General features: G+C 74.1%; 17 protein-coding genes. 4 read left to right on the forward strand and 13 right to left on the reverse strand.

Annotation, left to right across the window (positions count from 1 at the left end; translation table 11 throughout):
* Position 1: 1 nt before the first annotated feature.
* From rbfA to BM064_RS21100, 3 genes are read right to left on the reverse strand one after another with little or no spacing between them, the layout of a single operon-like run.
* Positions 2 to 433, reverse strand: coding sequence for a 30S ribosome-binding factor RbfA (gene rbfA / locus BM064_RS21090; protein WP_092863473.1), 432 nt, complete (start codon positions 431 to 433; stop codon positions 2 to 4).
* 59 nt (positions 434 to 492) lie between these two features.
* The gene (locus BM064_RS21095; protein WP_092863476.1) at positions 493 to 1137 is read right to left on the reverse strand and encodes a nucleoside/nucleotide kinase family protein; all 645 of its coding nucleotides are present in this window, start codon (positions 1135 to 1137) and stop codon (positions 493 to 495) included.
* A 51-nt stretch (positions 1138 to 1188) separates the two neighbouring features.
* Positions 1189 to 2355, reverse strand: a complete 1167-nt coding sequence (locus tag BM064_RS21100) for a WD40/YVTN/BNR-like repeat-containing protein (RefSeq protein ID WP_092863479.1) — start codon at positions 2353 to 2355, stop codon at positions 1189 to 1191.
* Positions 2356 to 2495: 140 nt separating this feature from the next.
* On the opposite strand from BM064_RS21100, the gene BM064_RS21105 reads away from it, so the two are divergent.
* Positions 2496 to 3392, forward strand: coding sequence for a sulfotransferase domain-containing protein (locus BM064_RS21105; protein ID WP_177236356.1), 897 nt, complete (start codon positions 2496 to 2498; stop codon positions 3390 to 3392).
* Positions 3393 to 3663: 271 nt separating this feature from the next.
* On the opposite strand, the gene BM064_RS21110 is transcribed toward BM064_RS21105, so the two are convergent.
* From BM064_RS21110 to BM064_RS21140, 7 genes are all read right to left on the reverse strand, one after another.
* Positions 3664 to 5718: a methyl-accepting chemotaxis protein gene (locus tag BM064_RS21110; protein ID WP_092863485.1), complete on the reverse strand. Its 2055-nt coding sequence runs from the start codon at positions 5716 to 5718 to the stop codon at positions 3664 to 3666.
* Positions 5719 to 5888: 170 nt separating this feature from the next.
* On the reverse strand, positions 5889 to 8576 hold the full coding sequence (gene infB, locus BM064_RS21115) for a translation initiation factor IF-2 (protein WP_425426186.1): 2688 nt from the start codon (positions 8574 to 8576) through the stop codon (positions 5889 to 5891).
* 158 nt (positions 8577 to 8734) lie between these two features.
* Complete coding sequence (locus BM064_RS21120; RefSeq protein WP_092863487.1) at positions 8735 to 9478, reverse strand: RNA-binding protein; 744 nt, start codon at positions 9476 to 9478, stop codon at positions 8735 to 8737.
* Positions 9479 to 9507: 29 nt separating this feature from the next.
* The gene (gene nusA / locus BM064_RS21125) at positions 9508 to 11112 is read right to left on the reverse strand and encodes a transcription termination factor NusA (protein ID WP_092863490.1); all 1605 of its coding nucleotides are present in this window, start codon (positions 11110 to 11112) and stop codon (positions 9508 to 9510) included.
* Positions 11084 to 11713, reverse strand: a complete 630-nt coding sequence (gene rimP, locus BM064_RS21130) for a ribosome maturation factor RimP (RefSeq protein ID WP_177236361.1) — start codon at positions 11711 to 11713, stop codon at positions 11084 to 11086. The genes nusA and rimP overlap by 29 nt, the downstream gene beginning before the upstream one ends.
* A gap of 180 nt (positions 11714 to 11893) precedes the next feature.
* Complete coding sequence (locus tag BM064_RS21135) at positions 11894 to 13165, reverse strand: MFS transporter (RefSeq protein ID WP_092863496.1); 1272 nt, start codon at positions 13163 to 13165, stop codon at positions 11894 to 11896.
* Positions 13166 to 13176: 11 nt separating this feature from the next.
* A complete protein-coding gene (locus BM064_RS21140; RefSeq protein WP_218161096.1) occupies positions 13177 to 13806 on the reverse strand; it encodes a hypothetical protein in 630 nt (209 codons plus the stop codon).
* A 611-nt stretch (positions 13807 to 14417) separates the two neighbouring features.
* Here BM064_RS21140 and zapE point away from each other — a divergent pair.
* From zapE to BM064_RS21155, 3 genes are all read left to right on the forward strand, one after another.
* On the forward strand, positions 14418 to 15596 hold the full coding sequence (gene zapE, locus BM064_RS21145) for a cell division protein ZapE (protein ID WP_092863499.1): 1179 nt from the start codon (positions 14418 to 14420) through the stop codon (positions 15594 to 15596).
* Between the two features lie 5 nt (positions 15597 to 15601).
* On the forward strand, positions 15602 to 16945 hold the full coding sequence (locus tag BM064_RS21150; protein ID WP_092863502.1) for a DUF2254 family protein: 1344 nt from the start codon (positions 15602 to 15604) through the stop codon (positions 16943 to 16945).
* Positions 16946 to 17061: 116 nt separating this feature from the next.
* On the forward strand, positions 17062 to 18603 hold the full coding sequence (locus BM064_RS21155) for an ATP-dependent DNA helicase (RefSeq protein ID WP_092863505.1): 1542 nt from the start codon (positions 17062 to 17064) through the stop codon (positions 18601 to 18603).
* Between the two features lie 9 nt (positions 18604 to 18612).
* On the opposite strand, the gene BM064_RS21160 is transcribed toward BM064_RS21155, so the two are convergent.
* The 3 genes from BM064_RS21160 to BM064_RS21170 are packed head-to-tail and all read right to left on the reverse strand — an operon-like array spanning position 18613 to position 21741.
* The gene (locus BM064_RS21160; protein ID WP_092863508.1) at positions 18613 to 19599 is read right to left on the reverse strand and encodes an esterase-like activity of phytase family protein; all 987 of its coding nucleotides are present in this window, start codon (positions 19597 to 19599) and stop codon (positions 18613 to 18615) included.
* Positions 19589 to 20449: a penicillin-insensitive murein endopeptidase gene (gene mepA, locus BM064_RS21165; RefSeq protein ID WP_092863511.1), complete on the reverse strand. Its 861-nt coding sequence runs from the start codon at positions 20447 to 20449 to the stop codon at positions 19589 to 19591. Before mepA ends, BM064_RS21160 begins: the two co-directional genes overlap by 11 nt.
* Positions 20446 to 21741, reverse strand: coding sequence for an MFS transporter (locus BM064_RS21170; RefSeq protein WP_218161097.1), 1296 nt, complete (start codon positions 21739 to 21741; stop codon positions 20446 to 20448). The genes mepA and BM064_RS21170 overlap by 4 nt, the downstream gene beginning before the upstream one ends.
* Positions 21742 to 21751: the final 10 nt, after the last annotated feature.

The raw sequence follows: 21751 nt of genomic DNA on the forward strand, positions 1-21751 counted from the left end.
CTCAGCGCGCCTCGCCGTCGTCGTCCTCGGGCGCGTCGTCCTCGTCGAGGTCGCGCTTCACCCGGTCGTCGGCGAGCAGGCGGCGCGTCTCGTCCATGCGGTCGAAGCTGCGGTCGAGGCGGAAGCGCAGGTCGGGGGAGAACTTCAGCTTCACCTCGCGGGTCACCGCGCGGCGCAGCTCCTGCCGGTTGCGGTCCAGGAGCGCCACCACCTCGTCCTCGCCGGCGCCGCCCAGCGGCATCACGAAGATCTCCGCATGGCGCAGGTCGGGGGACATCCGGGCCTCGGAGACCGTGATCGAGAAGCGCTCGAGGTCGGGGTCGTGCAGGTCGCCGCGCATCAGCACGTCGGAGACGGCCCGGCGAACGAGCTCGCCGACCTTCAACTGGCGCTGGGAGGGGCCGCGGCCTTCGCCGTGCCGGGAGCGGTGCATGACAGTCTCCTGCGGAAAGAGGGCCGCGTCATAACGCCGACGGGGGGGCGGCGCAATGATTAGAGGGCGGCGGGGTCGGTCCCGTCCACCTCCACGTCCGCCCGCGACGATCCGGCCAGCACCCGCCGGGCGTTGGGCAGGTCCACCGCGTCGAGCTTGCGCGCGATGGCCTCGGGCGGGAAATCCAGGTCCTGCCAGCGGCGGGTCAGTCTTTCGCGCAGGGTCTCGATGGGGCAGGTCAGCAGGGCGCGGACGTCGAAGCGCGGCGCGATGGCGTCCCACGGCGCCTCGTCGAGCAGCAGCCAGTTGCCCTCGACCACGATCACCCGGGTCTGGGCCGGCACGATGCGGGCGCCGGCGCGGGAGATCTCCAGCGTGCGGTCGAAGAGGGGGACGGCGACCTCCTGCATCGGTTGCAGCCGGTCGAGCAGCGCGGCGAGGCCGGCGACGTCGAAGGTCTCCGGCGCGCCCTTCATCGCCAGCAGGCCGCGCTCGCGCAGCACGGCGTCGTCGTAGTGGAACCCGTCCATCGGCACCGCCTGGGCGGGCTGGCCGAGGGTCGTGACCCGAGCCGCGACCGCCTCCGCCGCCGTGGATTTTCCCGCGCCCGGCGGGCCCGCCAGCGCGGCCAGCAGGCGCCGGCCAGGGGGCAGCGCCGCGGCGCGGGCGGCGAGGTCGTCGGCGAAAGCGGCGAGGTCGAGCATCGGCGTCTCCTTTCCCGCCGGGGTAGCGCGGCGGGGAGGGTCGGTCCAGCCTCAGGCCCGCTGCAGCACCTCGACCGAGAGCACGGTGGGCAGGTGGCGCACCGGCTCGTCCCAGGTCTCGCCCTCGTCGGCGGAGATGAAGATCGAGCCGCTGTTGGTGCCGAAATAGACCCCCGCCGGCGCGTGGCGATCCACCGCCATCGCCTGGCGCAGGACGGTGAAATGGCAGGCCTGCTGGGGGAGGCCGTCGCGCCGCGCCTCCCAGCTCGCCCCCCCGTCGCGGGAGCGCCAGACCGCGGCCGCGGCCTCGGGCGGGAAGCGGCCGATGCTGTCGCCGTTCAGGGGCAGGGTCCACAGGGTCTGCGGGTCGCGGGGGTGCACCGCGACCGGGAAGCCGAAGGTGGAGGGCAGGCCCGCGCCGATCTCGTGCCAGCTTCGCCCGCCGTCCGACGAGCGGAACACGCCGTGGTGGTTCTGCTGGTAGAGCAGGTCCTCCCCCGCGGGACCCGGGGCGCGGACCATGTTGTGCACGCAGTGGCCGACCTCGGCGGGGTCGTGCCCGTGGCCGTCGTCGTCACGGTGGGGCTCGGCGTTGTCGCGGCGGTTGCGCCGCTCCCACGTGGCGCCCGCGTCCTCGGTCGCGAAGACGCCGGCGGCCGAGATGCCCAGCCACAGGCGCGCGGGGTCGGCGGGGGCGGGGACGATGGTGTGCAGGGTCAGGCCGGCGCCCCCCGGCTGCCAGCTGTCGCGGGAGGGGTGGTCGGAGAGGCCCTGCACCTTCTCCCAGCGCTCGCCCCCGTCGCGGCTGGCGAAGAGCGTGGCGGGCTTGGCCCCGGCGTAGAGCGTGCCGTCGGCCGCGAGCGCCAGCGACCACAGCGCCTCGATCTCGCCGGTGAAGGGCGCGGGCGGGTTCGGGTCGCGGCCCACATAGGCGCGGACCTCGGGGTCGTTGGCCAGCATCTCGTCGAACTGGCCGTTGGCGAAGAGGCTGAGCGTCCAGCTCTCGCCCCCGTCGGTCGAGCGCCAGACGCCGGCGCCGGGCCACTCGCCCCCGCCGCAGGCCCACAGGCGGCCGGTGGCGGGGTCGCCGATCACGTGGTTGATCGGCCAGCCGTCGCAGAACGGGCCGCGCACCGTCCAGCGGCGGCGGGCGGGGTCGCCCTCGATCAGGAACACGCCCTTGGTGGTTCCCGCCAGCACCGTCGTCTCGCCCGCCATGGTTCCTGCCGCTCCCGTCGGCTGCCGTTGCGTCGGTCCGGATGCTGAGCCGATTCGCATGGCGGAATCCAGCCGGAGGCGGCAGGCGCTGGACCGGGATTCGGCGCGGGCCTAGGCTGGCGGCGAACCAGGGGGGAGCCATGACGCGCGCAGCCGAGATCCGACCCGCCGACGCGACCTATCGCGGCGACGTCACCTGTCCCGAGCGGTGGTCCACCTGGGTCCCGCGCCGGGGCGACGTGCTGGTCTGCACGCCGCCGAAATGCGGGACCACCTGGACCCAGACCATCGTCGCCATGCTGCTGGCGGGGAAGGCGGAGCTGACGGACCGGATCGGGGCGATCAGCCCCTGGGTCGACTCGGCGCTGGGCGACCCGGAGGCGGTGCGCGCGCAGCTGGCCGCGCAGACCGGGCGGCGCGTGGTGAAGACCCACACCCCCGCCGACGGCTTTCCGGTGTGGGAGGGGGTGACGGTGATCGCGGTCTACCGCCACCCGCTGGACGTCTTCGTCTCGCTGCGCTCCCACGTCGCCAACCGGGCCACGGCGGGGGCCTTCCACCGGCTGCGGCGGCCGCTGGACGAGGCGCTGGCGGGGTATCTGGAGGATCCGGCGGAGCTCGACGCCTTCGACGAGGACACCCTGGACACGGTGACCCGGCACTATCGCGAGACGGCGCTGTCGGGGCGCCTGCCGGACCTGCTGGCGATGCATTACGCCGACATGGTCGCCGACCACCGCGGGGCGGTGGTGCGGCTGGCGAAGGCGATCGGGGTCGAGGCGGCGCCGGCGCTGGTCGACGCCATCGTCGCGGCGACGGCCTTCGAGGCCATGCGCGCGCAGGCCGACCGCTATGTCCCCGAGCCCGGCACGGGCTTCTGGTTCGACGACGCCGGCTTCTTCGCCAAGGGCGGCGCCGGGCGCTGGCGGGAGACGGTGCCGCAGGCGGCGCTGCCCCGCTACGCCGAGCGGATGGCGGAGCTGGTCCCCGACCCGGAGGCCCGGCGCTGGCTGGAAGAGGGCGGGCCGCGGGGCTGATCGCGCCCCGCGGCCCGCCCTCCGGGCTGCGCCGGGGAGATGCCGGAGCGAGGCCGGACGAGGCCGGCGCCGTCGGCGGCGCGCCGACCCTGCCTCGGACGGTGACGCCGACCCTGCCTCCGACGGTGATTCTGACGCCGGCGCGGTCGCCGGCAGGGGCGCGGGCGCGGCGTCGGCCGAGGGCTTGCGCGCGGCGCCGGGCGGCCCCCCGGCCGGTGGGCCGGGGGTGTTCGAGGCCCCCGCGGGCGCCCGCCCGGACCGGCGGAAGGGGTCAGGCGGCGCGGCGGGGGGCGGCGTCGAGGGTGAAGGCGTCGACCAGGGCGTTCAGGGCGCGGGCCTCGGCGGCCAGCGCGCCGGCGCGGGCGGCGCCGTCCTCGGCGGTCTGGGCGTTGCGCTGGGTGGCGTCGTCGAGGCCGCTGATCGTCGTGCCGATCTCGGTCACCGCCGTCGCCTGCTCGGCGCTCGCCGAGGAGATGCCGGCGATGTCGGCGACGATGGCCGAGATCGACTGCTCGATCTGCGCCAGCGCGTCGCCGGTCTCGCGCACCAGGCGGGCGCCGTGGTCGACATGGCCCGCGCTCTCGCCGATCAGGGCCGAAATGTCGCGCGCCGCATCCGCGCTGCGCTGGGCGAGCGTGCGGACCTCGGAGGCGACGACGGCGAAGCCCTTGCCGGCCTCGCCGGCCCGGGCCGCCTCGACGGCGGCGTTCAGGGCCAGCAGGTTGGTCTGGAAGGCGATCGAGTCGATCACCGCGTTGATCTCGGAGATCCGGCCGGCGCTGTCCTCGATCCGGCCCATCGCCTCGACCGCGTCGCGCACCACCACGCCGCCGCGGTCGGCGCGCTGGGCGGCCTCGCGCACGCCGGCGTCGGCGTGGCGCGCGCTGTCGGCGGAGCTGCGGATGGTGGCCGAGATCTGCTCCACCGTCGCCGCCGTCTCCTCCAGCGAAGCGGCCTGGCGGGAGGTCCGCTCGCCGAGATCGCGGGAGGCGGCGGAGAAGCCCTCGGTCGCCGAGACGATCTCGGCGCTGGCGGCCTTGATGCGCCGCACCAGGTCGGAGAGCCGCATGAGCGTGTCGTCGAAGGCCTCGCGCAGGGCCGCGAACTCGCCGTCGACCTCCGCGCCCATGCGGGCGCCGAGATCGCCGGCGGCGAGCTGGTCGAGCGCCCTGCCGATCGCCTCGATCACCCGATTCGTGCGGGCCTGGGCGGCGCGGGCGGCCTCGGCCTCCTCCTGCGTGCGGCGGGCGTCGCGGCGCGAGGTCTCGCGCAGCTCGGCCTCCCGCGTCTCCGCCTCGCGGCGCAGACGCTCCTGCAGGCGGTCGAAGGCGCGGGCGATGTCGCCGATCTCGTCGGCGCGCTCGCGCCCGCGCATGTCGGCGGGGCGGCCGTCGGCCACGTCGGAGAGCGCCGAGGCGGTGTCGCTCAGCGGGCGGCTGACCGCGGCGGCGAGGCGGCGGGTCATCACGGTCATCGCCGCGATCCCCAGCACGACCGAGACCGCCACCCCCGCCATGCGCGCGGTGGCCGCGAAGCCCGCCGCCTCGTCCGCGGCCGACGCCTCGGCGCGGGCGGCGCCGGTCAGCGCGCGGAAGGCGGGCGCGGCGCCGGCCAGCGTCTCCGACATCCGGACCTGCAGGCCGGCGGAAGCGGCCCGCACCTCGGCGAAGCGGTGGAAGTCGGCCCGGTAGGCGGCGAGCAGGTCCAGGATCCCGTCCCGCGCGGCGGGAGAGGCGAACAGCGACGAGGGGAAGGCCGCGAACTCTCCGATCCGGGCGTCGAGGCGGGCGACGTATTCGGGGTCGCTGCGCAGCATGAAGTCCTTCTCGTGCCGGCGCATCATCAGCATCTTGGCGGTCAGCTCGGGCGAGCCGATCTCCTCCAGCCGGGTCTCGGCGGCGTGGACCGAGGCGCGCAACGCCCCCTCCAGCCCCGCGGTTTCGTCGTAGCCGAGGCTGCGTTCGGCCGCGACCAGCTCGTCGAAGAGGGCGCGGTGACGCTCGAGCGCCTGGGCGATGGCGGCGGCCTCGGGCGCGGCCCCGCCCTGGGCGAGCTCGGCCACGGCGGCGTCGGCGCGGCTCATCTCGGCCCGGTAGTCGGCCTCGATCGCGTCGGAGGGGGCGGCGGCGAAGCGCAGCGTCGCCTCGGCGGCGCCGAGGAATCCGAGCTGGGCCATGTCGGCGGCGTGCAGCCGGCGCTGCGCCTCCGCCTGGCGGTCGCGGGCCGCGCCCTCGAACACCGAGGCCGCGACGATGGTCACGGCGATCGCGGCAAGGATCGCCACGGCGGCGGGGGTCAGGCGCAGGATGCGGGCCCGGATGGTCATGCGCGGCGGTCTCCCGGAAACGGCAGGGGCGGGCGGGCGTCGGAACGGCCGGACCCTGCGCCGGGGAAGGTTTATGGCCCGTAAATCCCGGGCGCCGGCGCGGCCCGGAACGCGAAACGGCCGGGGCTTTCGCCCCGGCCGTTCCGGTTTCCCGATCCAGCGCGGTCCCGTTACAGGGTGCGCTCCACCTCCTGGGTGGTGAAGATCTCGATGACGTCGCCTTCGCGGATGTCCTCGTAGTTCTGGAAGGCCATGCCGCACTCCTGGCCGGAGCGAACCTCGTTCACCTCGTCCTTGAAGCGCTTCAGCGTCTTCAGCTTGCCCTCGTGGATCACCACGTCGTCGCGCAGCAGGCGGACGCCCGCCGACTTGCGCGCCACGCCCTCGGTGACCTCGCAGCCCGCGACCTTGCCCACGCCGGTGACCTTGAAGACCTCCTTGATCTTCGCGTAGCCGATGAAGGTCTCGCGGACCTCCGGCTTGAGAAGACCCTGGGCGGCCATCTTCACGTCGTCCACCAGGTCGTAGATCACCGAGTAGTACCGGATCTCCACGCCCTTCTGGTTGGCGGCTTCGCGGGCCGGCGCGTTGGCGCGGACGTTGAAGCCGATCACCGGCATGTTCGACGCCTCGGCCAGGCCCACGTCGGTCTCGGTGATCGCGCCGACGCCGGAGTGGACCACGCGGACGCGGACGTCCTCGTTGCCGATCTTCTCCAGCGCCTGGACGATCGCCTCGGCGGAGCCCTGCACGTCGGCCTTCACCAGCACCGGCAGCTCGGCCACGTTCTCGTCGGCCTTGGCCTGGGCCAGCAGCTGATCGAGCGTGCCGCGGGCGCCGGCGGCGGCCTGCTTCTCCTTGGCCTTGCGCTGGCGGTAGTCGGCGATCTCGCGGGCCTTGCCCTCGGACTCGACCACGTTCAGCACGTCGCCGGCGGCCGGCGTGCCCTGGAGACCCAGGACCTCGACCGGAACCGAGGGACCTGCCTCGTCGACGCGCTCGCCCTGGTCGTTGATCAGGGCGCGCACGCGGCCCCACTGCTCGCCGACCACGAAGATGTCGCCGCGCTTCAGGGTGCCGCGCTGGACCAGCACGGTGGCCACGGGGCCGCGGCCGGTGTCGAGCTTGGCCTCGATCACGGCGCCCTCGGCCTCGCGCTCGGGGTTGGCCTTCAGCTCGAGGATCTCGGCCTGCAGGGCCACGGCCTCGAGCAGGGTGTCGAGACCCATGCCGGTCTTGGCCGAGACCTCGACGTCCTGCACGTCGCCGGACATCTCCTCGACCACGATCTCATGCTGCAGCAGGTCGGTGCGCACCTTCTGGGGGTTCGCGTCCGGCTTGTCGCACTTGTTGATCGCCACGATGATCGGCACGTTCGCCGCCTTCGCGTGGTGGATCGCCTCGATCGTCTGGGGCATCACCGCGTCGTCCGCCGCGACCACCAGGATCACGATGTCCGTCACCTGCGCGCCGCGGGCGCGCATCGAGGTGAAGGCGGCGTGGCCCGGCGTGTCGAGGAAGGTCACCGGCGCGCCCGAGTCCGTCGTCACCTGGTAGGCGCCGATGTGCTGGGTGATGCCGCCGGCCTCGCCGGAGACGACGTTGGCCTTGCGGATCGCGTCCAGCAGCGAGGTCTTGCCGTGGTCGACGTGGCCCATGATCGTCACCACCGGGGCGCGCGGCTTCAGCTCGCCCTCGGAGTCGACGGTGGTGGAGATCGCGTCCTCGACGTCCGAGTCGGAGACGCGCACGACCGTGTGGCCGAACTCCTCGACCACGAGGGCCGCGGTGTCCGCGTCGAGCGTGTCGTTGATGGTGACCATCATGCCCGACTTGAACAGCATCTTGACCACGTCCGCGGCGCGTTCGGCCATGCGGTTGGCGAGCTCCTGCACCGTGATCGCGTCAGGCACGTTCACGTCGCGCATGACCTTTTCACGCTCGGGCCCGCGGCCGCCCATCTGGCGCTTCTGACGCTCCTGCTTGCGGCGCATGGCGGCGAGCGAGCGCTGGCGCCCGCCCTCGTCGCCCGAGGTCGCCGAAGAGATGGTCAGCTTGCCGGAGCGCCGACGCTCGTCGGCGCCGCGGCCGCGGCTGGGCTTCTTGTCGTCGGCAGGCGCCGCGCGACGCGGCGGCGGCGTGCCGCGCATGGTGCGGTCCTTGCCCTCGCCCTCGGCAGGGGGGGCGGAGGCCGGATCGGGCGCGGCGATGCGGGCGGCTTCGCGCTCCGCCTTGGCGCGCTCGCGCTCCTTCTTGTCGGCGTCGGCCTTCTTGCGGGCTTCCTCCTCGGCGGCGAGCCGCTCGGACTCCTCGCGCTCGCGGCGGATCTGCTCCTCGGCCTCCTTGCGCTCGCGCTCTTCCTTCTCTTTCAGAAGGCGCTGGCGCTCGGCCTCGCGTTCCTTGGCCTCGGCTTCTTCCTTGGCGCGGCGGGCGCCTTCGTTCTGCTTGGCTGCCTCGAGCGCCTTCTTGCGGCGCTCATATTCCTCGGGCGACAGGCTTTTCAGCACGTTGCCCTTGCCCTGACGGCGCTGGGGCTTCGCGTCGGAGCCCGCCGCGCGCTGGGCGGCCGCGGCCGCGGGGGCCTCGGCGCCGCCGGTCGGGCGCACGGAGCCGGAGCCCCCGCGCAGGCCCGAGGCCACGGAGGGCCGGGGCGCGGCCGCGCCGCCGGAAGCCGGCGAAGCGGGGGCGGCGGCCGCAGGCGCGGCCTCGCCCGGCTTCGTCAGCTTCTTGCTGCGCTTGGTCTCCACCACGACCGACTTCGTCCGGCCATGGCTGAAGCTCTGCCGCACGCGCCCGGGGCCTTCGCCGCCGGGACGCGATCGGGTCTTCATGCCGCCGGATTTGTCGTTGCCGTCCATTCTGTCGTCCATCAACGTCCTGTTCGCCTTCGCGCCAAGCTGATCGCCGGACCTGGTCTCGGCGCCCGGCTGCGTTTCGCGGCGGGGTCCGGGACCCCTCCACGGCCATCAGGGCCCCGCCGGACGGCGGCGCCCCTCTCGTTCTTCCGCGGCGCCGGTCAGGCCGGCCCCGCCTTGGGGTCGATTTCCCGGCGACCCTCTGCCGGAGAAGCGATTCTCCCGGCAGGGTCGTCGCCGGTCTGGCGATCCTCACCCCCGCTTCCGGCCGGGTCCGGGTCCGGCCCGGCGTCGCCCCAGGGGGGAAGCGCGGTGGGCCGGAAGCCCGCCAGCCGCTCCGCCTCCCGGAGGAAACGGTCCGCGGCTCCGCCGGCGTCAAGCGCGGCGTGTATCACATAGTCCCGCCCGAAGGCCAATCCCAGTTCTTCGCTGGAAAGGACATTCACCACGGAAGATCCCCGGGCCAGCGGGCGAAGCTTGCCCAGGCCCTGGTCCGAGCCGTCGCGCGCATGGAGCAGCGCGGCCGTCGGACCCTGCTTGAGGCGAGCCTTTACCTTCTCGAACCCCGTCACCGCAAGCCCCGCCTTCCTGGCGAGGCCCAGCGAATCGACCGCGCGGCGCGCCAGCAACGATTCGAGGAGCTCCTCGAGCCCCTCGGGAACCGTCACCTGCGTCCGCGCCGCCCGCGAGAAGGCCCGCTTCTTCACCGCGGTGCGCAGCGAGTCGCGGTCCGAACTCAGCCAGACGCCCCGGCCGGGGAGCTTTTCGGCGAGATCGGGAACGATCTCGCCGTCGGGCCCCACCACGAAGCGGATCAGCCCGAAGGTCGATCCGCTCTCACCGGTGACGATGCAGCGCCGCTCGGGACCGGTTTCGCGGTCCTTGCGTCGTCCGCCTCGGGTCATGATCGCGCCCTCCGTGCCGGGAGCCGCGATCAGGCCTCGGCCTCCGCCTCGGCCGCGTCGCCCTCTTCGGCGGCGGCGAGGTCCTCCTCGGTGACCCAGCCGAGGCCGAGCCGCGCACGCATGACCATGGCCTGCGCTTCCTCGAGGCTGACGTCGAAGGGCTCGAGCACGCCGTCGTCCTTCTGGCGCTTGCCGTCCACGACGGTCCAGCCGCCGGCAAGCTCCCAGTCCGCGCAGGTGGCGAAATCCTCGAGCGTGAGGACGCCGTCCTGCGCCAGCGCCAGGATCATCTGGGGCGTGAGCCCCTCGAATTCAACCAGGTCGTCCTTCACGCCCAGCTCGCGCGCCTTCTCCAGCGCCTGCTGGTTGAGCTCCTCGAGGCTCTCGCGGGCGCGGGCCTGGAGCTCCTCGGCGGTCTCCTCGTCCACGCCCTCGATGGACAGAAGCTCGTCCATCTCGACGTAGGCGACTTCCTCGAGGGTGGTGAAACCCTCGGAGACCAGCAGCTGGGCGACGAATTCGTCGACGTTCATGGTCTCCATGAACAGGTTGGTGCGCTCGGCGAACTCGGCCTGGCGGCGGGCGGATTCCTCCTCCTCCGTCAGGATGTCGATGTCCCAGCCGGTGAGCTGGCTGGCGAGGCGCACGTTCTGGCCGCGGCGGCCGATGGCGAGCGACAGCTGCTCGTCGGGCACCACCACCTCGATGCGGCGCGCGTCCTCGTCGAGCACGACCTTGGCCACCTCGGCGGGCTGCAGGGCGTTGACGATGAAGGTCGCCGGGTCCTCGGACCACGGGATGATGTCGATCTTCTCGCCCGAGAGCTCGGAGACCACGGCCTGCACGCGCGAGCCCCTCATGCCGACGCAGGCGCCGACGGGGTCGATGGAGCTGTCGTGCGAGATCACGCCGATCTTGGCGCGCGAGCCGGGGTCGCGGGCCACGGCCTTCACCTCGATCACGCCGTCGTAGATCTCCGGCACTTCCATCTTGAAGAGCTCGGACATGAACTCGGGCGCGGTGCGCGAGAGGAAGATCTGCGGGCCGCGGGTCTCGGCGCGGACGTCGCGGATGAAGGCGCGGATGCGGTCGCCGTTGCGGTACATCTCGCGCGGGATCAGCTGGTCGCGACGGATCACGCCCTCGCCCCGGCCGAGGTCGACGATGACGTTGCCGTATTCGACCCGCTTCACCACGCCGTTGATGATCGTGCCGACGCGGTCCTTGAACTCGTCGTACTGGCGCTCGCGCTCGGCCTCGCGGACCTTCTGCACGATGACCTGCTTGGCGGTCTGGGCGGCGATGCGGCCGAACTCCAGCGTCGGCAGCGGCTCGGCGATGAAGTCGCCGGGCTCGGCCTCGGGGTTCATGGCGCGGGCTTCGCTGAGCGCGATCTCGGTGAAGTGGTTCTCCACCTCCTCGACGACCTCGCGGGCGCGGGACATGCGCAGCTCGCCGGTCTTGCGGTCGATCTCGGCGCGGATGTCGTACTCGGCGCCGTAGCGGGAGCGCGCGGCCTTGGCCAGGCTGTCCTCCATCGCCTCGATCACGAGGCCGGGGTCGATCAGCTTCTCGCGCGCGACCGCGTCGGCGATCTGCAGGAGCTCAAGCCTGTTGGCGCTGACCATCGTCATCCTCCTCGTCGTCGCCGTCCGCGTCGTCGTCGGAGGCGTCCTCGATGTCGTCGTAGAGAGATTCGTCCATGTCCGGCTGGGCGGTGCCGGCGGCCTTGCGGGCCTTGAGCGACTCGGCGATCAGCGCGTCGCTCAGCAGCAGCTTGGCGTCGGCGATCCACTCGAACTTCAGGCCGATCACGCCTTCGGGGATGCGGATCAGGACCTCGTCGTCCTCGACCCCCTCCAGCTCGCCCTTGAAGCGCTTGCGGCCGTCGATCAGCTCGTTGGTCTCGAGCTTGCACTCCCAGCCGGCGAAGCGCTCGAAGTCCTTCAGCCGGGTCAGGGGGCGGTCGATGCCGGGCGACGAGACCTCGAGCGCGTAGGCGCCCTCCACGGGGTCGTCGACGTCGAGCGCGGCCGAGACGGCGCGGGAGAGGTCGGCGCAGTCGTCGACCTCCATGGTGCCGTCGGGGCGTTCGGCCATGATCTGCAGGGTCGCGCGCTTAGCGCCGCCCATGTAGCGCAGGCGCACCAGCTCGAAGCCCATGCCTTCGACGGTGGGACGCACGATCTGCGCGATGCGCTGGTCGAGAGGGGCTTTCGCCACCAGTCCGGTGATGTCGCGATCGGTCATGCGGTCGCTCCAGAAATGAAAAAGGCGGGCCTCAGCGGCCCGCCCTTTCGGTCCGGTCGTCGGAGGCTCCCGAGGGAACCAGCGACGCCGCTATGTCGAGGGGGATATACACGCGAGGGGCGACCGGGGCAAGAGGCCCCGATCGCGCCCGCATCGAGGGCCGTCTCAGGCCGCGGCGCCCAGCGCCGGCAGGGGCTTCTCGCGCACCGGGATGTGGACGGCGGCGGAGAAAAGGGAGATCGCGACGCCGATCCACCACACGGCGTTGTAGTCGCCGAAGCGGTCGTGCAGCGCGCCGCCCAGCCACACGCCCAGGAAGCCGCCGACCTGGTGGGAGAAGAACACGATCCCGTAGAGCGTCCCCATGTAGCGCATGCCGTGGATGAAGCCGACCAGCCCCGCGGTCAGCGGCACCGTGGCCAGCCACAGCGAGCCCATGGCGACCGAGAAGAACAGCACCGTCGCCGGCGTCATCGGGATCACGATGAAGGCGGCGCAGACCGCGGCGCGCAGCAGGTAGATCACCGTCAGCAGCCAGCGCTTGGGGAACACGCCCCCCAGCCGTCCCGCCAGCAGGGTGCCGCCGATGTTGGCCGCCCCGATCAGCGCCAGCGCCCAGCCCCCCAGCGCCGCGGTCGAGGAGATGCCGACCGAGGCGAGCAGGCCGGCGGGGTCCACGGCCGCGCAGGCCTCGGTGATGAAGGCGGGGAAGTGGGCGGTGATGAAGCCCAGCTGATAGCCGCAGGAGAAGAAGCCCAGGAAGATCAGGATGAAGGACGGGTCGGTCATCGCGCGCTTCACCGCCTGGCCGAGCGAGCCTCCGTCCGCCGGGGCGCCGGGAACCGCGGGCGCGGGGGCGCCGGTGGTCAGGGGCAGCAGCAGGGCGGCGGCGCCCAGGATGGCGACGCAGACCAGGAACACGTCCTCCCAGGCCATGCCGGTCAGCAGCATCCCCAGGATCGGCGGCAGCACCAGCTGGCCGACCGAGGCGGCGGAGGTCACGATGCCCAGCGCCAGCGAGCGGTTGGCGTCCGACGCCTCGCGCCCCACCGCGCCCAGGATCACGCCGAGGCCCGAGCCCGCGATGCCGAAGCCGATCAGCACGTTCAAGAGCTGGTGCCCCGCCGGCGTCGTCGCCCAGGCCGAGCCGAGCAGGCCGACCGCGTAGATCGCCATGCCCAGCGCCAGGGTGCGCCGGGTGCCGTATTTCTCGGCCATCGCCGCGAAGGCCGGCTGCGCGGCGCCCCAGGCGAGGTTCTGCAGGGCGATGGCGAGGGAGTATTCCGCCCGCGGCCAGCCGAAGGTGGACTCGATGGGGATCTGGAACAGGCCGAAGGCCGCCCGCACCCCGAAGCCCAGCGCCAGGATCACGGCGCCCGAGACCAGCATCGGGGTGAACAGGCGATCCGCGCGGGCGGGGGCGGTCTGGGTCGACATCGGTCGTGTCCTCACTGTCCTGGCAGGACGGAGCCGCGGGCGGAGGGCGCCTCGCCCCCCTCCCGCCGCCAGATGCGCAGGCTGACGCCGCGCGCGGGGTTCAGGATCTCGGGCTCGCCCGGGACCAGGCCGGCCTCGGCGAGCAGCGCCTCGGGGCCGCGCCCGGGGGCGAGGCCGGAGAACACGGGCCGCCCGCCCGGCAGCGGGCAGTCGGGGTTGGTGGCCAGGTGGAAGGCGTCGAAGCCGGGCTGGCCGGGGGCGGGGCGCAGGAACAGGTCGAAGGCCGCGCGTCCGCCGGGCACGCCGATGCGCCCGCCGCCGGGGGCGACCTTCGCCAGCATCGCGGCGGGGGGGACCTCGGCGGGGTTCCACCACCAGGCGTCCTCGCGCCGGCTCAGGCCCCGTGCGCCCCGGCTCATCACCACGCGCAGGCGGTTGGCGCGATTGGGGGTGGCGACGTGGCTGGCGCGGGCGAGCACGGTCGCCACGCAGGCGTCGAGCGCCGCCTGGAAGCGCGCCCAGTCCTCGTCGTCGCCCAGCGCCGGGGGGAAGGCGCCCTGCGCGTCGGCGATCATCCCCTCGGGCGAGACGATGGCGTGGCCTTCGATGAAGTGGCCGGGAGGGGTGGGGGCGGCGGTCATGGCAGGCGGTCCGGCGGGGGGTCCGGGAAGGGGCCGCGGCCGGCGGCCGCGCGAGGCGCCACAAAACCCCCTCGGCGCTCCGAAGGCAAGGTTCCCTTTCGGAACGCGGCCATGGATTCTCGTGATGCGCGCCATTCGAGCGCCGGATCCGCTCCGCCCGAAGGCCGCCGCCGCCGCCTCGCCGGCCCCGTGGACCCTCGGTGCAGCCGCCCCTTGCGCCTGCCTCCGCTCGCGCCTGCCGCCCCTCGCGCCTGTCGCCTCTCGCGTCTGTCGCCTCTCGCGTCTGCCGCCGCTCGCGCCTGTCGACCTTCCCGCCCGACGCCCGCTGCCCTCGCGCCTGCCGTCGCCCGGCATTCGCTCCGGCCGACCCGCGGGCGCCCCGGGCTTGACCCGGGGCCTCTTTCGCCGGCCTCCCGCCCCGCGCCTGCACCCTCGGGCTGTCGGCGCGCAGCCGCCGCGCGGCCGAGGGGGCTCGACGCCCCCGAGGCCGCCCGCCCGGCCCCGGGAGAGACAGGAACGGTTGACATCCCGCCCGCCCGCGCCTTTTCACGGGGGCGGGCCTCGCGGCCCCCTGCGCCCGTCCCGCCCCCGATCCCGGATCCCGCCTGCCGATGACCTCCTCCGCCGAGACGCCCCTCTCCCGCTACCGCGCCCTGGTCAAGGCGGGGACGCTCAAGGCGGACCCGGCCCAGGCCCAGGCGGCGGAGCAGCTGCAGCTCCTCCACGACCGGCTGAAGAACTACGACCCCAAGGCCGGCAAGAAGGTCGCCCGCGGCTGGTTCGGCTGGGGGCGCGAGAAGAACCGGCAGGAGACGCTGGGCGGGCTCTACATCTACGGCGGCGTCGGGCGCGGGAAGTCGATGCTGATGGACCTGTTCTGCGACATCGCCCCGGTCTCGCCCAAGCGCCGCGTTCACTTCCACGCCTTCATGCAGGAGGTGCACGCGGGCATCAGGAAGGCCCGCGAGAAGCACGAGAAGGACCCCATCCAGCCCGTGGCCGAGGCCATCGCCGACTCGGCCACGCTGCTCTGCTTCGACGAGATGCAGATCACCGACATCGCCGACGCGATGATCGTGGGGCGGTTGTTCGAGGCGCTTTTCGCCCGCGGCGTGGTGGTGGTGACCACCTCCAACCGCCACCCCGACGACCTCTACAAGGACGGGCTCAACCGCGCGATCTTCCTGCCCTTCATCGAGATCCTGAAGGACCGGCTCGACGTCCACCACCTCGACGGCGCCGCCGACCACCGGCAGGACCGCACCCGCGGCGACGTTCGCTATCTCTCGCCGCTCGGCCCCGAGACCGCAGCCGAGATGGACCGCCTTTGGGCCGAGCAGGGCGACGCGCCCGAGGCGCCCCTGACGCTGGAATTTCCGGGCCGGAAGGAGACCTTCCAGCGCGGCAAGCCGGGCGCCCTGCGGGCGGGCTTCGAGGAGCTCTGCGCCCGGCCGCTGGGGCCCGCCGACTACCTGGCGCTGGCGGACGCGGTGAAGGTCGTGATGATCGAGGACGTCCCCCGCCTCTCGCGCGCCCGCAACAACGAGGCCAAGCGCTTCGTGACCCTGATCGACGCGCTCTACGAGGCGAAGACCAAGCTCTACGTCTCCGCCGCGGCGGAGCCCGAGAGCCTCTACGAGGACGGCCCCGGCGCCTTCGAGTTCGAACGCACCGCCTCGCGCATCGAGGAGATGCGGGCCGAGGGCTGGCCCCCCGCCCCGGCCGAGGCCGGCGATCCCGCCGAGCGCGACCCCGCGCAGGCGCCCGGCGCCCTGCCGGACCGGGGCTGAGGGCGGTGCGCACGCGCCTCAGGGGCCTGATCTCCGCCGCGCTGGAAAGCCTGTGGTTCGTGCCGCTGGCGATGCTGGCGGTCAGCCAGGCGCTGGTGCTGCCGGCGCTGACCACGGGGGCCGAGCCCTCGGCGGCCCTGACCCTGCTGGGGCTCGACGACCTCGCCGCCCGGGTGCGGGAGCTGGAGAGCGGCTACGACGCGAGCGCGGCGCGCGACCTGCTGACCATGATCGCGGGCGGCATGGTGACGGTGATCTCCATCGTCTTCTCGCTGAGCTTCGTGGCGCTGACCCTGACCTCCCAGCAGATCGGGCCGCGGATCATCGACTTCTGGCTGCAGGCCAACGTCACCCAGGCGCTGCTGGGGCTGAGCCTGTCGGCCTTCTTCGCCTCGCTGTCCGGGCTGCTGGTGCTGACCCAGGGCGATCCGGGGGGCGCGTCCTCGCTGACCGCGGTGATGATCGCCTCGGTTCTGGGCTCGCTGACGCTGGTGGCGGTGGTGCTGTTCGCCACGCGGATGTCCGAGGCGATCCGGGCCGACGCCACCGTGGCGCGGGTGGGCGACATGTTCTGCGAGGCGGTGGCCTCCGACGCGGCCGAGCGCGCGGACGAGCGCGAATACCGCGAGGCGGAGGCGCTGGAGGCGCTGGCGCGGGCCGAGGGCCGGGCGATCCCCGCCGCCTCGGCGGGATACCTCGCCGCGGTCGACCTCGACGGGCTGGCGGAATGGGCCCGCGGGCACGGGCTGCGCCTGGTGCTGGTGGCGCGGGAGAACGACCACCTGCTGCCCGGCGCCCCGCTGGCGCTGGCGGTGGGGATGCACGACGCCGACCGGACCGGGGGCGTCGAGGACGCGCTGCGCGCGCGCCTGGCGCTGACCCCGCGCCGCCGGCGCACCGGGGTGGCGGATTTCGAGGGCGACGCCCTGTCGGAGATCGCGATGCGCGCGCTCTCGCCCTCGCTCAACGACCCGTTCACGGCGCGGGCCTGCCTCGACCGGATCCTGGAGGGGTGCCTGCGGCTCGCGCGCCGCGGCCCGCCCTCGCGCCTGCGGCGGGAGCCGGGGGGCGAGGCGATCCTGGCGGCGCCGGGCTGCGGGGCGGCGTGGCTCGCGCCGCGGCTGATCCACCCGATCATCCACGCCGGCCGCCACCACGCCCAGGTGCTGGAGACGGCGGCGCGCGGCCTCTCGGCCCTGCGCGACGCCGCGACGGCGCCCGAGGACCGCGACGCCGCCGAGCGCCTGATCGCCCGCGTCGCCCGCGCCGCGGCGGCGCTGGACGATCCCGACGACCGGACCATGGTCGAGCGGGCGCTGGCGGCGGGCGACGGCCGCCCCGAGGGCTGAGCGGGCCGCGGGCCGGCCCCGGGCCGGCCGGGATTCCCTCGGCGGGCGGGAGGGGATAGGAAGGCGGGGCAGGGGCCCCGCGCCCCGTCCCCCCGCAGCCGACCGCAGAGGCCCGCATGGACGCCGGCGTCGCCCGCATCGAGTTCTCCGAGGACCAGGCCCACGCGCGCGCCATCGTCGCCGCGCGGCTGGAGGGGCTGGGCGTGGACCTCGACGCGGCCTCGAGCGAGTCGATCGAGGACGACGACGCCCGCGCGGCGGAGGTGGTGGCGATCCTGGGCAAGGCGGGCTCGGGCAAGACCCGGCTGCTCGCCTCGCTGGTCAAGGAGCTGGAGGCGGCGGGGGTCGAGGCGGTGTCCTCCGACTGGGAGAACCGCAAGAAGCGCGACCGGCGCACCTTCGCGGTGCTGAGCCCGACCAACAAGGCGGCCTCGGTGCTGCGCAACCTCGGGGTCCCGGCGACCACCATCCACCGCATCGTCTACACGCCCGTCTACGACCCCGAATACGAGCGCATCGCCCAGTGGCTGTCGGGCGAGGCCGACCGGCCCGAGAGCGAGACCATCACCGAGGAGCAGCTCGCCCGCGCCGAGGCCGCCTACAAGTCCCACGGCTCGATCCCCGGGGCGCTGGCGGCGATGGGGCTGCGCGGCTCGGACTTCATCAAGGGCTGGACCCGGCGCGACGATCCGCTGGACATCGCGCTGGTCGACGAGGCCTCGATGATCGACGACCGGCAGATGGAGGACCTGCGGGCCCTCTTTCGCCTGATCGTCCTGTTCGGCGACCCGGCGCAGCTCGCCCCCGTCGGCCAGTCCGGCGCGATGGTCTTCGACAAGCTGCCCGAGGAGCGCAAGTTCGAGCTGAGCCGCATCCACCGGCAGGCGGCGGACAACCCGATCCTCGACCTCGCGCACGCGCTGGCGGACCCGGCGGTGGACTTCCCGGACTTCGAGCGGATGGTCGAGCAGGCCGCCCGCCGCGACGACCGCGTGGTGCTGGGGGAGCGGGCGGACGCGGGGGCCATGGCCCGCTCGCCGATGCTGGTGTGGCGCAACGCCACCCGCATCCGCCTGATCCACGCCTTCCGCCAGGTCCACGGCGCGCCGGAGACCGAGCTGCTGCCGGGCGAGCCGCTGATCTGCGACGGGGTCGAGCTGCCGATGAAGCACCGCCGCAAGCGCATCGACCTCGAGGCGCGCGGGCTGGTGAAGGGGGCGCAGTGCATCTACCTCGGCCCCGGGCGCAAGCCGGGGTTCGCGCGCATCCACGTGCTCGGCGCCGAGGAGCCCAAGGTCAACGTGGCCGCGATCATCCAGATCGAGCTGCCCGACCAGGAGGAGCCCTTCATCCCCACCGCCGCCACCATGGGCGCGGCCTTCCTGCACGGGGCGGCGGCGACGATCCACAAGGCGCAGGGCAGCCAGTGGAACACGGTGCAGGTCTACGCGCCCGACCTCTACGCCGCCTGGCGCGCGGGGCGGAACGAGGCGGGGCTGCCGCTGTGGAAGCGGCTGGCCTACGTCGCCATCACCCGGGCCGAGGAGCGGCTGATCTGGGTGACCCGCAACCGCATCGCCCGGCCCCAGTCCCCGCTGGGGATCGAGGACCTGGCCGAGGACGCGGGCACGCTGGTGCTGTCCTCCGGCGAGGGGTGAGGGCGCGGCTCAGTCGGGCGACTCGAACTCGTAGATCACGGTGCGCTGGAGCAGGTTGAGGTTGTCGTCCGTGACCACCAGCAGCCGGGTGCGGCCCAGCGGGTCGGTCCAGGCGGCGATCCCCTCGGCGTTGTCCGAACCGGGGCCGGGGGGCATTTCGAGCATCACCTCGCCGTCGACGAAGCCGTCCCCCTCCCGGCGGAAGCGCACGATGGCGAAGGAGAAGCCGGCGGCGAAGTCGAAGTCGCGCATCAGCAGCCACAGCCGGCCCTTGTCGTCGAAGTCGGCGCCGGTGGCCGACATCGGCAGGAGCTGCGGGACCGTGGCGCGCCGGTAGGGTGCGGGGGCCTCGGGGCCCGGGCCGATCCAGGCGGCGGAGAAGGGCTCGCCGCGCGCGAAGGGCTTCTCCATGACCGCGAGGATGCGGCCGTCGGGGGCGGCGGCCAGCGCCTCTGGGCCGGCGTTGGGGCCGGGGATCAGCCAGGCCTCGGGCTCGGCGACGATGACGCCCTCGCCCGGGCCTTCGGCGCCGCCGGGCATCCGCTCGACGCGCTTGCGCCGCTCGAACCCGACGTGGCGGGGGCCGGAGAGGTCGGGGGCGGCGATGGCGAGCCCCTCGGCGTCGCGCATCCGCGGGGACGGGCGCACGCCGCCGCTCAGCATCGGCGCGAAGCGCGCCTCGCTCGCCGCCGTGAGGCGGCCGCCGGCGCGCTGCAGGCGCCCCTCGACCCAGGCGCCCTGGTCGGTGAGGGCCACGAACCGCTCGCCCCGGGCATCGACCTCCAGCGCCGAGAGGCCGCCGAAGTCCGGCCGGTCGCCGCGCAGCTCGATCGCCGAGAGCAGGCGCAGGCGCGACCCCACGGGCAGCTCGACCGGGAAGGGATGGGCGGCAATGACGAGGGGGGAGGGGCCCTCCGTCGCCCCCTCGGCCGCGGGGCGGGGCCCGCAGGCGACGAGGACGGCGGCGGCGAGCGCCAGCCAGCGCCTAGTCTGCATCCAGCACGCCCCGACACTCCGCCGGCAGGTCCGCGAGCGTCATCACGTCCCGCGCCCGCACGACCGGGCCCTTGGGCGGGGGCGGGTTCAGCGCCTCGTCCGAGAACCACCAGTCGAGCGAGGCGTCGCAGCCGTCGCCGGGCGGCGGGGGCGCCTGGTTGAGGCACAGGCGCGCGCCCTCGGGGCAGGCGAGGCGGACGTGGAAATGGGCGTCGTGCCCCCACCATGGCCGGACCTTGCGCAGCCAGTCCCGCGGTTGCGGGGCGGCGCGGCAGAGCTCGGCCTTGATCGCGGCGTTGACGAAGATGCGGGCGACGGCCGGGTCCTGCGCCGCCGCGCGGACCACCGCGAGATGGGTGGACGTCCAGTCGGCGGTGACGCTGCGCCGGTCGCCCGCGACCACCGAGACCGATCCCGCCCCCTCGCGCGCCGCGTCGCTGAGGCCCCCGGCGGGCGCGGGCCGCAGGAAGATGTCGAGGTCGAGCCCCACCTGGTGGGAGGAATGCCCGTCCACCATCGGCCCGCCGCGGGGCTGGCTGACGTCGCCGACCATCACGCCCGGCCAGCCGGCGGTCCGGGCGGCCTCGCCGAGGCGGGTGAGGAAGCTGAACCCCTCCGGATGCGCCCAGTAGCGGTTGCGCGACAGGCGCACCGTCTCCCACCCCGGGCCGGAGGCGGGCAGGGGCACGCCGCCGGCGAGGCAGCCCTCGGCGTAGGAGCCGATGGGCGCGGGCGACTGGTCGGAGCCGCGGGCCTCGGACCCGAACAGGGTCTTGGCGAGGGGGGCGGCGGCCGCGGGCGCGGCGAGCGCCGCGGCCAGCGCGGCGGCGAGGAGCGCGAGGCGGGTCATCTCTCTCCCTCCGGGTCGACGGGGGCCAGCATCAGCAGGCCGAGCAGGAACAGGCCGATCACCGGCGCGGCGCCGGCCTGCTGGTTCTGGAACACGCCCGTGGCGACGGCCACGGCGAGGGGCGCGAGGAAGGCGGTGGCCTTGCCCGCAAGCGCATAGAGGCCGAAGGCGGCGGTCATCCGCCCCGCATCGGCCTGGCGCACCAGCAGCGTGCGCGAGGCCGCCTGCAGCGCGCCGCCCGCGCCGCCCACCCCGGCGCCGGCGATGTAGAACAGGATGTCGGGCAGGTTGGAGCCCGCGTCCACCGGAACCCAGAAGAAAATCGCCTCGCGGCTGGCCGAGACGGCGGCGGCGGAGAACAGGATCAGCAGCACGAGGCAGCCCGCGACCACCGGCTTGGGCCCGCGGGCATGGTCGGCCATGCCGCCGAGCCAGGCGCCGAGGGCGCCGACCACGGCGGCGAGGATGCCGAAGACGCCGATCTCGACCACCGACCAGCCCAGCACCCCCGCCGCGTAGACCCCGCCGAAGACGTAGAACCCGTTCAGCGCGTCGCGGTAGATCATCGAGGCGCCGAGGAACCACGCGAGGCTCCGCCGGGCGGGCAGCGCCTTCAGGTCGGCCTTCAGCTCCGCCAGCCCGCGGGCCAGCGCGCCGCGGCGCGAGCCGCGCCGCGGCGCGTCGGGGACCCACAGGAACAGGGGCAGGACGAAGACCAGGTACCAGGCGGCGGTCAGGGGGCCGACGGCGCGGGTGCCCTCGCGCGTCGCGGGGTCGAGGCCCAGCGCGGGCGGGGCGCCCAGCAGGGTGACGCCCTGCTCGTTCTCCGCCAGAAGCAGCAGCATGATCGCGAGGCTGACCACGCCCCCCACGTAGCCCAGCGCCCAGCCGTCGCCCGAGAGACGGCCGACCGCGTCGCGCGGGGCGAGGTCGGGGAGCATGGCGTTGGTGAAGACGGTCGCGTACTCGACCCCGATCAGGCCCAGCACGAAGAAGGCGAGCACCAGCACCGGGTCCGCGGCCCCGGGTTCGGAGAGCCACAGCAGCGCCGAGCCGAGCGCGTAGCAGACCGAGAATCCCGCGATCCAGGGCTTGCGCGGGCCGGTCGCATCGGCCAGCGCGCCCAGGATCGGGGCGGTCAGGGCGATGACGAGGCCGCCGGCGGAGGCCGCCCAGGCCCACATTTCTTGCCCCAGAATGGGATTGGGCGCCACGGCGGAGGCGAAATATGGCGCGAAGATGAAGGTGATGATCAGCGTATGATACGGTTGCGCGGCCCAGTCGAACAGCATCCAGGCCCAC

It is taken from the genome of Albimonas pacifica, assembly GCF_900113695.1.
Taxonomy (GTDB): Bacteria; Pseudomonadota; Alphaproteobacteria; order Rhodobacterales; family Rhodobacteraceae; genus Albimonas; species Albimonas pacifica.

What these genes read in the sequence shown, in the direction of transcription:
- rbfA (WP_092863473.1), bottom strand. Translation starts at nt 433, where the DNA reads ATGCACCGCTCCCGGCACGGCGAAGGCCGCGGCCCCTCCCAGCGCCAG.
- BM064_RS21095 (WP_092863476.1), bottom strand. Translation starts at nt 1,137, where the DNA reads ATGCTCGACCTCGCCGCTTTCGCCGACGACCTCGCCGCCCGCGCCGCG.
- BM064_RS21100 (WP_092863479.1), bottom strand. Translation starts at nt 2,355, where the DNA reads ATGGCGGGCGAGACGACGGTGCTGGCGGGAACCACCAAGGGCGTGTTC.
- BM064_RS21105 (WP_177236356.1), top strand. Translation starts at nt 2,496, where the DNA reads ATGACGCGCGCAGCCGAGATCCGACCCGCCGACGCGACCTATCGCGGC.
- BM064_RS21110 (WP_092863485.1), bottom strand. Translation starts at nt 5,718, where the DNA reads ATGACCATCCGGGCCCGCATCCTGCGCCTGACCCCCGCCGCCGTGGCG.
- infB (WP_425426186.1), bottom strand. Translation starts at nt 8,576, where the DNA reads ATGGACGGCAACGACAAATCCGGCGGCATGAAGACCCGATCGCGTCCC.
- BM064_RS21120 (WP_092863487.1), bottom strand. Translation starts at nt 9,478, where the DNA reads ATGACCCGAGGCGGACGACGCAAGGACCGCGAAACCGGTCCCGAGCGG.
- nusA (WP_092863490.1), bottom strand. Translation starts at nt 11,112, where the DNA reads ATGACGATGGTCAGCGCCAACAGGCTTGAGCTCCTGCAGATCGCCGAC.
- BM064_RS21135 (WP_092863496.1), bottom strand. Translation starts at nt 13,165, where the DNA reads ATGTCGACCCAGACCGCCCCCGCCCGCGCGGATCGCCTGTTCACCCCG.
- BM064_RS21140 (WP_218161096.1), bottom strand. Translation starts at nt 13,806, where the DNA reads ATGACCGCCGCCCCCACCCCTCCCGGCCACTTCATCGAAGGCCACGCC.
- zapE (WP_092863499.1), top strand. Translation starts at nt 14,418, where the DNA reads ATGACCTCCTCCGCCGAGACGCCCCTCTCCCGCTACCGCGCCCTGGTC.
- BM064_RS21155 (WP_092863505.1), top strand. Translation starts at nt 17,062, where the DNA reads ATGGACGCCGGCGTCGCCCGCATCGAGTTCTCCGAGGACCAGGCCCAC.
- BM064_RS21160 (WP_092863508.1), bottom strand. Translation starts at nt 19,599, where the DNA reads ATGCAGACTAGGCGCTGGCTGGCGCTCGCCGCCGCCGTCCTCGTCGCC.
- mepA (WP_092863511.1), bottom strand. Translation starts at nt 20,449, where the DNA reads ATGACCCGCCTCGCGCTCCTCGCCGCCGCGCTGGCCGCGGCGCTCGCC.
- BM064_RS21170 (WP_218161097.1), bottom strand. Translation starts at nt 21,741, where the DNA reads ATGCTGTTCGACTGGGCCGCGCAACCGTATCATACGCTGATCATCACC.